At 70.4% G+C, this 12656-nt stretch carries 9 protein-coding genes; 6 read left to right on the top strand and 3 right to left on the bottom strand.

Annotation, left to right across the window (positions count from 1 at the left end):
- Positions 1-358: 358 nt before the first annotated feature.
- The 3 genes from ACOOHF_RS08735 to ACOOHF_RS08725 all read left to right on the top strand — a co-directional run bounded on the left by ACOOHF_RS08735 (position 359) and on the right by ACOOHF_RS08725 (position 2036).
- Positions 359-1246, top strand: coding sequence for a 5'-3' exonuclease (locus ACOOHF_RS08735; RefSeq protein WP_420464217.1), 888 nt, complete (start codon positions 359-361; stop codon positions 1244-1246).
- 113 nt (positions 1247-1359) lie between these two features.
- A complete protein-coding gene (locus ACOOHF_RS08730; RefSeq protein WP_420464216.1) occupies positions 1360-1653 on the top strand; it encodes a hypothetical protein in 294 nt (97 codons plus the stop codon).
- Between the two features lie 257 nt (positions 1654-1910).
- On the top strand, positions 1911-2036 hold the full coding sequence (locus ACOOHF_RS08725; protein WP_419934615.1) for a hypothetical protein: 126 nt from the start codon (positions 1911-1913) through the stop codon (positions 2034-2036).
- A 545-nt stretch (positions 2037-2581) separates the two neighbouring features.
- Here ACOOHF_RS08725 and ACOOHF_RS08720 read toward each other — a convergent pair.
- On the bottom strand, positions 2582-4114 hold the full coding sequence (locus ACOOHF_RS08720; protein WP_420464215.1) for a serine hydrolase domain-containing protein: 1533 nt from the start codon (positions 4112-4114) through the stop codon (positions 2582-2584).
- A gap of 142 nt (positions 4115-4256) precedes the next feature.
- Positions 4257-6608, bottom strand: coding sequence for a DPP IV N-terminal domain-containing protein (locus ACOOHF_RS08715; RefSeq protein ID WP_420464214.1), 2352 nt, complete (start codon positions 6606-6608; stop codon positions 4257-4259).
- Positions 6609-6775: 167 nt separating this feature from the next.
- Here ACOOHF_RS08715 and ACOOHF_RS08710 point away from each other — a divergent pair, with 167 nt between their 5' ends.
- The 3 genes from ACOOHF_RS08710 to ACOOHF_RS08700 are packed head-to-tail and all read left to right on the top strand — an operon-like array spanning position 6776 to position 10433.
- The gene (locus ACOOHF_RS08710) at positions 6776-8251 is read left to right on the top strand and encodes an MFS transporter (protein ID WP_420464213.1); all 1476 of its coding nucleotides are present in this window, start codon (positions 6776-6778) and stop codon (positions 8249-8251) included.
- Positions 8248-9432: a Gfo/Idh/MocA family protein gene (locus tag ACOOHF_RS08705; protein ID WP_420464212.1), complete on the top strand. Its 1185-nt coding sequence runs from the start codon at positions 8248-8250 to the stop codon at positions 9430-9432. Before ACOOHF_RS08710 ends, ACOOHF_RS08705 begins: the two co-directional genes overlap by 4 nt.
- Positions 9429-10433 (top strand): sugar phosphate isomerase/epimerase family protein, encoded by a 1005-nt coding sequence (locus tag ACOOHF_RS08700; RefSeq protein WP_420464211.1) that lies wholly within the window; start codon positions 9429-9431, stop codon positions 10431-10433. Before ACOOHF_RS08705 ends, ACOOHF_RS08700 begins: the two co-directional genes overlap by 4 nt.
- Positions 10434-10455: 22 nt before the next feature.
- Here ACOOHF_RS08700 and ACOOHF_RS08695 read toward each other — a convergent pair whose 3' ends face one another.
- Positions 10456-12396, bottom strand: coding sequence for a hypothetical protein (locus ACOOHF_RS08695; RefSeq protein ID WP_420464210.1), 1941 nt, complete (start codon positions 12394-12396; stop codon positions 10456-10458).
- Positions 12397-12656 lie beyond the last annotated feature (260 nt).

The raw sequence follows: 12656 nt of genomic DNA, 5'->3' as shown, positions 1-12656 counted from the left end.
CCTCGCGGCGCAGGCGGCTGGCCGCCTCGACGACGCCGAAGAGCCGGGCGAGCGCGATGCTGCCGTCGGGATGGGTGAGGACGCCGGTCCCCACCTTGAGCACGATCCGCCCCGCGCGCGCGATCGCCTCGCGCGTCATTTCCGGCGCGACGGTCTCGCGCCGGGCGTCCGGGAGTTGCTGCGCCTGGGTCACGCCAGAGGCCTCGAAGCTCGAACAGATGGTTCACCAGAATCCGCGATCCGGCCGCCGGACCGCTCGGAAGGCCGATGAAACTACCCGCGGAGCGGAACCGTTGCACACCGGCACCCGATCCCCGACGCTACCGGGGACGGATGACGCCTACCCTCCGCAGATCGCGTGCGCGTGCAGGTCCACCTGATCGACGGCACCTACGAGTTGTTCCGGCACTTCTACGGCGTGCCCCCGGCGAAGAACGCCGGCGGGCACGAGGTAGGGGCGGCGCGGGGCGTCGTGAGTTCGATGCTCGGGCTTTTGGAGGGCGGCGCCACGCACGTCGCGATCGCCACCGACCGCGTGATCGAGTCGTTCCGCAACGAACTGTGGCCGGGCTACAAGGACGGCTCCGAGATCGATCCGGCGCTCTACTCGCAGTTTCCGCTCGTCGAGGAGGCGCTCGCCTCGGCGGGCTTCGTCGTCTGGCCCATGATGGAGTACGAAGCCGACGACGCCCTGGCCTCCGGCGCGACGATGGCCGCTGCGGACCCCCGCGTCGAGCGGGTGTTCATCTGCACGCCCGACAAGGATCTCTCCCAGTGCGTGGAGGGAGAGCGCGTCGTGCAGTTCGACCGCCGCCAGCGCCTGCTGCGCGACGAGGCCGGGGTCGTCGAGAAGTTCGGCGTGGGCCCGGCGGCGATCCCCGACTGGCTGGCCCTGGTCGGGGACTCCGCCGACGGCTTCCCCGGCATCCGGGGCTTCGGCGCGAAGACGGCCGCTGCAGTACTTGCCCGCTACGGCCGCATCGAGGACATCCCTTCGGGCGGGAGGGATTGGGATGTCGCTGTCCGCGGCGCCGAACGCCTCGCACAGACGCTCCGCAACGGACTCGACGACGCGCTCCTCTTCCGCCGCCTCGCCACCCTCGTCCGCGAAGCCCCGGTCTCAGCCAGCGTCGACGAACTCGCGTGGACCGGCCCCCGCGACGACTTCAACCTCGTCGCCACCGTCCTCGACGCCCCCGACCTGGTCCCCCGCACCCGGCGGCTCGCGGAGGACCGCGGCCGTTGAACGGGCCCGGCTCTCGCCGACGAAGCCACCTTGCAACGCACGCCACCTTTCGGACCTTTCGTGCCTCGCAATCCTATGATTCGTACGCAGCTTCCACCCCAGTGAGCGTGGCCATGAACAAGATCGCCTCGAAACCAACCGTCCTCGACCAGATTGCTGGTCCCGAGTCCTGCGACATGTGCGGAAACGCGGGGCTGAAGACCGAACTTGTGCGGAATCCATTCATCTACGGGGTCGGGTCCGGCGCCGTGGAACTCAGCGCTGACATCCCCGTCCACACATGCGCGACCTGCGCGGTCTCGTTCACGGATGAGGCGGCGGAGGGCATCCAGCACGACGCCGTCTGCCGGCACCTTGGCGTCCCCACGCCGGACGAACTCCGTGCGCTCCGCAGGAGAGAGGTATGAGATGACTCGCGCGAATCACCGGTTTCGCTGACGCGACGCTGACGCGAGCGGCGCGTCGCGACGTGATCCAGCACGCGTCTTCCGACCGGCACCTTCCACTACTGCGGTATGACGCGAACCTTCACCGCCTCTGGGCCCTAACGCAGTTTCGCCCTCACGCCGGCGGGCCAGCCACGCACCGTCACTTCAGTACCCATTGCCAACTTCGCAGAAAAACTGATGGCCTTATCCAGCGTGCTCACCCGGAGGTCAGGGTCATGCAGTCGAAGGAGCAACTCTTCACAGCCGACGGCGGCGTATTGGTTGGCAAGTTCGATGATCCGTGCGGGATTCTCCACGCCCTCGTCATCCGGGCCAAGCGCCCCCAGCGCTACGACCGCTAGCCGTTCACCTAGCTCATCCGACACCTCCACTGCTCTCGTGTCCGCGAGCTTGTGACCCCCCTGGCTGGGCTTTGACTCGGGCGGCGGGATACCCCGCGACCGCCGTCGCAAAAGCCAACGCCCAGAAGTCCAATTGCCGTCCGAAGGGTGCAGCTTCCGGGTTGCTAGCTCCGGATCTCAGGATGGTTGTTCACCGGCGCGAGATCTCGAGCAATCATGGGAGTGTCGGTGCCCCTGTGTCGGCCTATGCCAATTGAAAGTCTCATTTTGAATTGGCATAAGGCTTCGCAGGGACCAGCAACAACCCCCAGGCAGCCTCCGGTCTCGCTCCCTCGGGTTGTCGGGTGGAGGGCTCCAGCACACGCATCGCGATGCCCAGAGCCACTCGTGCCAGCTCTGGACCTCGGGATCGGCCACACCTTCACTCGCCTTCTGGTGTGGTCGGACGCAGCGCTGTATGTCGTCCTTCCATCCATTTTGCCGGTACGAAAAGCGCATGTGCACGACTCGTCAATAGCGCCCTGAAATAGTTCATCCCCGAACTCCTAGTCCCTGCGGGGCACGGCCTCCATCAGGAGGGCGATCGCGGCGTTCAGGTTCCGGCCTCCCGGGCCGGCGCCCGTGTACTTGCCGAGGCGGGTGATGACGAGACCCCGCGCCGGGATGAAGACCGTGTACTGGCCGCCGGCTCCACCGAAGGCGCCGTAGTCGTCCTCGATCGGGAACCCGAGGTCCTTCCACACGAAGCCGCCGCCGTAGACCGGGCGGCCGTCGTCGATCCAGGCCGGGGCGACCTCCATCGCGTAGTCCACGTAGCCTTCGGGGAGGATGCGCTCGCCCTCCCACACGCCGTCCTGCAGATAGAGGTTGCCCAGCCGCGCCCAGTCGCGGGCCGAGCCGAACTCGTAGCCTTGCGTGAGGAAGTTGCCGTTCGGGTCCGTCTCCATGACGAAGTTCCGGATCCCGAGCTTGTCGAACAAGTTCCGTTGCGGGAAGGCGTGATAGTCGTCGCCGCGCCCTTCCACGCCCAGCCGAGTCAGGTAGTTGGTGAGCGCCGGGTCCGTGTTCCGGTACCGTCCCACCGTGTTCGGCTCCCACTGTTGCGGGCGGGTGGCCGCCCACTGAAACGCGTTCTCCCCGGTATAGAGGTACAGATGGTCGGGATAGCCCATCTCTTCCGTATACCCGGGGTCCTGCGGCGCTACGATCCGGATCCCGCTCGACATCCGCATGATGTCGCCGATGCGGATGTTCTTCCGGTCATCGTCCTGCCATTCGGGGACCGGAGCGGGTTGCCACAGTTCGTACACGCCCTGCTGGATGAGGACGGCCATGAGCGTGCCGGTGAGCGACTTCCCCTTGGACCAGCTCTCGAACGGAGTGTGCATGTCGACGCCGGGGCCGTAGTCCTCGCCGATGATCCGGCCGTTGTAGGTGACGACGAAGCCGAGCGTCTTCCCCTCCTGGTCCATCGCGACCTCGACGGCCTCCCGCACCTTGTCCATGTCGATCTCGGGCGGATACGGCTCGTCGGAGAGCACGTCTCCCATGGGCCACGGCGTGGTGGCCGGATCGGGCGTCATCGGCTCGACGACGGAGGGAGCGAAGTAGATCGAATCCTGGCCCAGCGGGTGGGTGATGCAGCCCTGGCTACCGTAGAGCTTCGCGGTGCGCGTGATCCCCGAGCCGAGGGTGAGGCTCACGGTCTGCGCCTCCATGTCTACCACCGTGTCGACGACCGCGCCCCGATGCTGGAAGGGCGCCGTGAAGCCGCCCACGTTGGCGGCCGCGTCCCGCCAGTCCAGACCGGTGATGAACGTCCCCGAGCATAGCGTCTTCGCGAACCCCGCCGTGTGGTGGACGATCGGTTCGCCCGGCGGCGGGTCCCACGCCGTCGGAAGCTCGAGCGATTCTCCGCGCGCGATCAGGCGCTCGGTCAGCGAGTCCGCGTCGTCGGCGTCCGCCGCGGCTTCCCCGGCTCCGTCATCGCCGGAGGCGCACCCCGCGAGGCTGAGCAGCGAAACCGCGAACACACAGAAGAAGCAGGTCAGTAGCGATGGATGGGCGGCGCGGCGCATGGGGAGTCCTCCGGATCGGGGAGAGCTTCGTATCGAGTGGAAACGTGCGCCCGCGGATGAGACCTGACAAGCGGCTCCGCGCCCGCGGGAGGCCAGGAAGGCGTTCCCGCGGGAACGTGAGCCGGGCACCGTCCGGACGCCGCTAGGGCTGGACGATCCTGTAGTCGGCCGGCGGCTCGGCGCCCATGAGGTGCTGGACGAAGTAGTCCCAGGTGCGCCGGATCAGGTACGGCTCGCGCGCGTAGCCGTGGTTTCGGTTGGGGAACACGAGCATGTCGAACGTCCGGTTCGCCTCGATGAGCGCGTCGGCCACGAGCAGGGTCATGTTCGGATGCACGTTGTCATCGAGCGACCCGTAGTGGAGCAGGAGCTTCCCCTTCAGGTTGGCGGCGATGTTCTGGTTCGCCTGGGAATCGAAGCTGTCCGTCCCGTCCGGGTTCCGCTCGAGCAGCCCGTGATACTTCTCCCCCCACGGGAAATGGTAGCCTCGCTGGTCGTGGTTCCCCGCCCCCGACACCGCGACCTTGAAGAAGTCCGGGAAGGTCAGGATGGCGTCGGTCGAGGAGAAGCCGCCTCCCGAGTGGCCGAAGATCCCCACCCGGTCGATGTCGATCGGATAGCGGAGGGCGAGCGCCTTGAGCGCCGAGACGTGATCGGGGATCCCGTTGTCCCGCATGTCCCGGTAGTAGCTCTCGTGGAACGCCTTCGAGCGGTACGGGGTGCCCATGGCGTCCACCGCGAAGGTGATGAACCCGAGCTGCGCGAACGCGTGGCCCTGCCCGCGCGGCCCCGTGGTGAAGCCCGGCGTCCGGATGGGGCCGATCTGTGGCCCGGGGTAGATGTAGTCGATGACGGGATAGACCGTCCCCTCCTCCATCTTCGGCGGCAGCCACAGGTAGCCGTACACATCCGTGACCCCGTCGCGCGCCTTGGCGGAGAAGCGCACGGGCGGCTCCCAGCCGGCCTCGAGGAGCGGCGAGATATCTGCCTCTTCGACCGTCATCACGGCGCGTCCCGTCCGGTCCCGGAGGACGGTGACCGGGGCCGAGGCGCGGGTGGAATAGGTGTCAACGAAGTGGCGGCCGTCCGGTGACACGGAGACGTCGTGGTGCATGTCCTCGGGCGAGAGCAGGGTCACGCCCCCGCCGTCCAGCGAGGCCCGGTAGAGGTGATGGTGGTAGGGGTCGCGTCCGGGTTCGCGGCCCACGCCGGTGAAGTAGACCTGCCTCGCGTCCTCGTCGACCGACAGGAGCTGGACCACGAGCCAGGAACCCTGCGTGATCCGGTTCTTCATTTCTCCGGTGGCGAGGTCGTGCAGATAGAGGTGACCCCAGCCCTCGCGCTCGGAGAACCAGATGAACTCGCTCCCGTTGTCGAGCACCTGCCAGTTGTAGGGGGTGCGGAGCTGGTTCAGCTCCACCCACGTGTCGCCGCTCTCGACGATCACCTTTCGCGCCGCGCCCGTCGTGGCGTCGACCTCGACGAGCGTCTGGTTCCCGAAGTCGCGCGAGTGGTGCGAGAAGTAGACGCGGTCGCCCTCCGGGGTCCATTGGGCGGCGTGCCAGGTCGTGTCCGCGCCGCCGAAATAGCCGACCACGGGCTCATAGTCGGCCTTCACCGAAGCGCCGGTCTCGGCGTCGAACATGTACAGTTCCCACGTGGGGACGATGGAGTCGCCGGGGAGCGCGTACTTGTAGCTGTGGAGGATCGGGCGCCCGGTGGCCGCCTCGAGCAGATGCAGCGACTCGACGTCCTGCTCGTTGTAGCGGTGGGTCGCGATGCGGCGTCCGTCGGGGGACCACTCGGCGACGGGCGGCGACTTGAACTCGCTGCGGCGGTTCGTAATCTCCTGGCAGCAGCCCTCGGGCGCGACACCGTACCCCCAGTGCGCTTCGCCATCCGTCGAGAGTTGGCGTTCCTCGTCGGAGCCCATGTCGCGGACCCACAGGTTCTCGTCGCGCGAGAAGACGGCGAGTCCGCCGACGGGTGACTCGATCTCGTGCGTCGCCTCCGCGACCGAATCCGGGCCGGTGCAGCGGTAGGCGCCGAGGTTGCAGTCCCAGCGCTCGTAGGTGTCGGTCCAGAAGCGGATCCCGCCGGACGCGTTGAACTCGAACTCGTCGAAGGGGAGGTCCGTCGCCTCGTGGTTCTCGTCGGAGGCCTCGGAGAGCGCGGCAGCGAGCCGATCGTGGTCGAAGGCCGTGGCGCGGGTGCGGGCCGCGGCGTCGATCATGATGAACTCGTGGCCGCCGAACACCTGGTTCCGGTACCAGAAGCGGTTCGCGTCGACCCAGCGCGGGGCGACGGTCGCGCCGGAGGTGAGCTTCTCGGCGTTCCAGAAGACGAACTGCTCCGCGCGGGCGTATTCGCTCGCGGTGACGGATTCGGGCGCGTAGGGCCGCGACTGCGCGACGGCGTCGGGGGCCGCGGCGGCGAGGGCGAGCGCGGCGACGAGGGCGGCGGTGGGCGGGCCGAAACTGGAAAGGCGTCTCACGGGATCCTCCTGGGTGTGGTGCGGCCGCGATATCGCCTCAACATAGAGTGCGCCGTTCACCGCCCGGTAGGTCCGGGGGTTGGGCGAACGGCGGGGCCCGCGCGGCGTTGCGGAGGCGAACGAAGCGGCGCTAGCGTTGCCCGCCGACCCGATCCGAGGAGTGCTCCGTGAACACCACATCGTCCGCCGTGCGCCCGAGGCGGCTCTTCCTGGGCAGTTGCGTGTCGCTGATCGCGACCTCCGTCGCCTTCGCGGTCATCGGCGCGATCATGCTCACGCTGAAGAGCGAGTTCACGCTCACGAACTACGAGGTGGGCCTCATCGGCGGGGCGGCGATCTGGGGCTTTGCCGTATCGCAGCTCCTGTTCGCGCCTTTCTGCGACATCCTCGGCATGCGGTTCCTGCTGCGGCTCGCGTTCGCGTGCCACCTGCTGGGCGCGGTCCTCCTGATGTCCGCGGGCGGCTTCCTGCAGCTCTTCCTCGGCGCGCTGACGCTGGCGCTGGGGAACGGACTCGTCGAGGCGGCCTGCAATCCGCTCGTGGCCGCGCTCTATCCCGACGAGAAGACCGTCAAGCTGAACCGGTTCCACGTCTGGTTCCCGGGCGGCATCGTCATCGGCTCCGTGCTCGCCTACGGGCTGGACCAGGTGGGGCTCGACGCGTGGCAGCTCAAGGTCGCGATCATCCTCGTCCCCACCCTCATCTACGGCCACCTGATGCTGCGGGAGGAATTCCCGCCCACGGAGGGGGTGCGGGCGGGGGTGAGCATGGGGGGGATGTTCCGGGCGACGTTCACGACCCCGCTCATGCTCCTGCTGCTCCTCTGCATGGCCGTCACGGCCTCGACGGAACTCGGACCGAATCGCTGGGTGCCGCCGGTGCTCGAGGCGGGCGGCATCCCGGGCATCCTCGTGCTGGCGTGGATCAACGGTCTGATGGCCGTCCTGCGCTACCGGGCCGGGTTCGCAATCGAACGGCTGTCGCCGCCGGGCGTGCTCGCGGCGAGCGCGGCGGTCTCCGTGGTGGGGCTCCTGTGGCTGAGCTATGCGGCGACGACGGTGATGGCCTTCGCCTCCGCCACGGTGTTCGCGGTGGGGGTGTGCTACTTCTGGCCGACCATGCTCGGCTTCGTTTCCGAGCGCGTCCCGCGCTCCGGCGCGCTCGGGCTGGGGCTGATGGGCGCGACGGGGATGGCGGTGGTCGGGCTGTGGACCACACCGTGGATGGGGAGTATCGCCGACCGGGTGGGTCACGAGCGGCTGCCGGTCGTAGAGACGCGGGCCCTGCTGGCGGACGCGTCGGCCGGGTTCGCCAGGGCCGACGAGAGCCTGGAGCCGGATCTGGCCGCGGCCGGCGCCGCGGTGGGAGAGGCGCTCGCCGGCGGCGGGGACGGCGCCCTCCCGGAGTCGGTCACCGCGAACGCGCTGCGGGCGATCATCAACTCCGGCGGGGATGAGGCGCTCGTGGAGCGGGCCAACGCCCTGCTCGGACCGGCGGACAACTACGGCGGGCGGGTCTCGTTCCGGTACATCCTCCCGTATGCGGGCGCGCTCATCCTCATCTTCGGATTTCTCTACGCCCGCGACCGGCGGGCGGGCGGCTACCGGGCCGTGAAGATCGGGCGGGGGCCGGACGACGGATGACCCGCCGCCTGACGTACGGGATGATCGGGGGCGGACCGGGCGCCTTCATCGGGGACGTGCACCGGATGGCGGCGGAACTCGACGGGCTGGCCCGGATCGCGGCCGGCGCCTTCTCGTCGGACCCCGAGCGGTCCGCGGCGAAGGGGGCCGAGGTGGGGCTGGATCCCGCGCGGGTGTACGGGAGCTACGCGGAAATGGCGGCCTCGGAGGCGGCGCGGGCGCCGGAGCGGCGGCTGGATTTCGTGATCGTCGCGACGCCGAACCACCTCCACTTCGATGTGGCGCGCGCCTTCCTCGAGGCGGGTTTCCACGTCGTGTGCGACAAGCCGCTGACGACGACGGTCGCGGACGCCGAGGCGCTGTGCCGGCTCGTGGGCGCAGGGGACCGCGTGTTCGCGCTCACGCACAACTACAGCGGCTACCCGATGATCAAGGACGCGCGGGCGCTGGTCCGCGAGGGGCGGCTGGGGGAGATCCGCCGCATCCAGCTGGAGTACTTCCAGGGCTGGCTGTCGACGCCGCTTGAGGAGAGCGGACACCCGCAGGCGACGTGGCGCACGGACCCGGCGCGGGCCGGGGTGGCCGGTGCCCTGGGCGACATCGGGACGCACGCGCATCACCTGGGCCGCTACGTGACCGGGCTGGAGGTCGAGGCGCTGTGCGGCGAGCTGACGACGTTCGTGCCGGGCCGGCGGCTCGAGGACGACGCGAGCCTGCTCGTGCGCTGGAGCGGCGGGGTGCGGGGGACGCTCACGGTGTCGCAGGTGGCGGCGGGAGAGGAGAACGGGCTCGCGCTGCGCGTGTTCGGGAGCGAGGGCTCCATCGCCTGGCGGCACGACGACGCGGAGACGCTGTGGCTGCGGACGCCGGACGGCCGGGCGCGCGCGCGGCGCCGCGGACACGGCTGGCTCTCCCCCTCGGCCGCGCGGGCTTCACGGGTCCCGCCCGGGCACCCGGAGGGGTTCATCGAGGGGTTCGCGAACCTGTACCGGAACGTGATCCGGACGATCGGGGCCCTGAACGAGGGGCGGAGGCCGGACGAGGCCGACCTCGACTTCCCCACGGTGCGGGACGGGGCGCGCGGGGTCCATTTCCTCGAGCGGGCGGTCGAGAGCGGGCGGCGCGGGGCGTGGGTGGACGCGCGCTACGAGCCCCCGGGACCCGGGGAGGCGACGTCATGAGCCGCCGGCCGATCACGCTGTTCACCGGCCAGTGGGCCGACCTGCCGCTCGCGACGCTCGCCGCGAAGGCGGCGGCGTGGGGCTACGACGGCCTCGAACTCGCCTGCTGGGGGGACCACTTCGACGTCGTGCGGGCGACGGAGGAGGACGGCTACGCGGCCGGGCGGCGCGACCTGCTGGCCGCGCACGGGCTCGAGGTGCACGCGATCGCGAACCACCTCGTGGGGCAGGCGGTGTGCGACCCGATCGACGCGCGGCACGAGCTGATCCTGCCCGCGCGGGTGTGGGGCGACGGCGACCCGGAGGGCGTGCGGCGGCGGGCGGCGGCGGAGATGCGGCGGACGGCCGCGGCGGCGGCGTCGCTCGGCGTGCCGGTCGTGAACGGCTTCACGGGCAGCTCGATCTGGGCGGCGGCGTACGCCTTCCCGCCGCACCCGCCGGGTTTCGTGGAGGCCGGGTTCACCGACTTCGCGGACCGCTGGAACCCGATCCTGGACGCCTTCGACGCGGCGGGCGTGAAGTTCGCGCTCGAGGTGCACCCCACCGAGATCGCGTTCGACGCGAGCAGCGCCGCGCGCGCGATCGAAGCGCTCGATGGCCGGGCCGCGTTCGGCTTCAACTACGACCCCAGCCACCTCGCCTACCAGGGCGTCGACTACGTCGGCTTCATCATCGAGTTCGGCGACCGCATCCACCACGCCCACATGAAGGATGTCTGGTGGTCGGAGACGCCCCGGCGGTCGGGCGTGTTCGGCGGCCATCTCGACTTCGGGCACGTGGACCGCGGGTGGGATTTCCGCTCGATCGGCCGCGGCCGGGTGGACTTCGAGGAGATCCTGCGCGCGCTGGACCGCGTCGGCTACGAGGGCCCGCTCTCGATCGAGTGGGAGGACGGCGGCATGGACCGCGAGCACGGCGCCCGGGAGGCCTGCGCGCGGCTCCGGACCCTGGCCTTCCCGCCCTCCGCGACCGCCTTCGACGCCGCCTTCTCCGAAGACTGACCCGGCGCGGACCTGCGGGGGGCTACGGCGGGACGCCGCCCCAGAGGGCGTTGAGGCCCGTGTCGTAGGGGACGACCTGTCCGTCGCCGCGGCCATCCGGCAGGACGAAGCGGGGGGTCCGGGACGGGTACTCGGCGATGAGGCGGGCGTTCGCTTCCGGCCCGAGATCTCGCGCCCAGAGCACGCCCGAGCCCTCCAGACCGGGCGGGTCGCCGTGCCACAGGTAGTCGGTAAGGCCGACCCATCCCAGCCGGTCGGACTCGCTCTCCAGCCGGCACTGGTCCGCGACCTCCTCCGGTCCCTGCGCGCCGACGAAGGCAGCCTCGAGCTGGCACGGGTGGTAGCGGGTGAGGAGGGCGCGGACGCTGTCGAGCCTCATCCCCCGCGCGGCAAGCCGGGCTCCGACCCGGTCGCCCCACAGTTCATGCACGAACACGAGGGACGGGCCGGGGTCCGTCACCTCCGGAATCGGGGCGGCGCGAGCGGCCACCCGGTCGATGCGCGCGCGTCCCCCCGCCACCAGGCCGTAGCCGACCGCGACGAGGACGACGATGGCGATCGCGTCGCGGAGCCACGCCCAGCGGCCGAGACGCGTGAGGCCGATGGCCGCGAGCACGAGGAGCGCGCACCAGGCCGGGACGGCCTCGCCGAGCAGGCGGGGCCCGAACACGAGGTCGTGATGCCAGTAGAGCGCGCTCGCCAGGATGGGCAGAAGCGCCCACGCGACGAGGATGCGCTCGCCGCGCCGCAGGCGGCGGGCGAAGAGCAGGAAGAGTCCGATGAGCGCGGCGACGGGCAGCACGGTGCCGAGGAGTTCGCGCCCCAGCGACATCAGTTCGGTCGACGTATAGCCCAGCGCCTGCGTGAACCCGTACGTGCGGCCCCAGGGGTCCATGTGGAAGCCGAGGCCGTGGCTCGGGCCCGCCGCGGCGGTATAGCCCAGTGTGAGCGGGCCACCGAAGAAACGGGCGTTGAACCAGGCGAGCCCGGCCGCGAACGGGAGGCCGCCCAGGACCCACCAGCCGAGCCGGCGCAGGAGCCACGGCCGGTGCAGGCCCGGTTCCCGACGCGGCGCGGTGAGCCACACCCCGGCCGTCACGGCGGCGCCGATGAGCAGCCCGGAGACGGGGCGCGTCGTGACCATGAAGCCCATCGCGCCGCCCGCCGCCAACGCCCACACGGCCCGGCCCGTCTCGGCGCGGAGGGAGAGCCAGAGGGCGAGCGCGGCGAACGCCGCCACGGTCGCGTGGTTCATGTAGGCGCCGGCGAGCGCGAGCAGCATGGGGCTGGTGACGGCGAGCAGGGCGCCGATCCGCACGGCCGCGATGCGATCCGGCAGCAGGCGTTCGAACGCCAGCACCGAGAAGACGCCCAGCATCCCCACCGCGCCCGCCATCGCGATCCACGCCCCTCCCAGCCGGAAGCCGGCCGCGAGCCACAGCGCGTGCGCGGGCGGGTACTGCGACACCCATCCCGCCGGCGCGTGCACCATGAACTGGATCGACCAGAACTCGGGCATGGCGAGGGGAGGGCCGGCGAGCCGTCCGGCAGCGAAGTAACGCCCCTGGAGAAGCTGGACGCTCGCGTCGTTGAGGATCGTGCGCCCGTCGAAGACGATGAGCGCCACCGCGGCCGCGAGCCCGGCCCCCAGCAGCCCCATGAACCCCGCCACGGCCCACCGGGGCGACCGCTCGATCACTGCAGCGGCACGCGCGAGGACGCCCGACACCCGTCCTCCGGCCAGCACCCCGACCAGTACCGCTCCGCCGATCCCGAGCAGCGTCCACACGCCGCTCGTCACACCCCAGGTGTACGACCAGTGCTCAAACCCCGAGCGTCGCATCAGATCGTCGAGCGAACTCGGGGGGGCCGCCGGATCCAGAACGAGGAAGACCGGGATGGCGACGAGCACCACCAGCAGGAGCCCCACCACGCGTCGACCCGCATCGAGGAAGAGTTTCATGGGGGGGAAGTTACCGTCGGGCGCCTCGCCTGTCTCCGATCCCCCTTCCGGCGTGTTTTTTCGCGGAGCGTGATGGCGGCGGCGCTGACGGGCCGTTCTTGACTCGCACCGCGTCCGATCTACCTTTGCGGCGCGCCGCCCCGGGCCCCGGAGCGCCCCGGGCAACGTTCGAACGCAGGGAAACTGTCCCTCGCCGGGCGAGCCCCGCGATTCCGGGGCGGTTCGCGCACTCCAATACCGCAGACCCGAAGCAGGTCCGA

Source organism: Candidatus Palauibacter sp. (genome assembly GCF_965216145.1).
Lineage (GTDB): Bacteria > Gemmatimonadota > Gemmatimonadetes > Palauibacterales > Palauibacteraceae > Palauibacter.
Note: the sequence above shows the minus strand (reverse complement) of the source record. Positions and strands in the feature narration are given on the sequence as shown.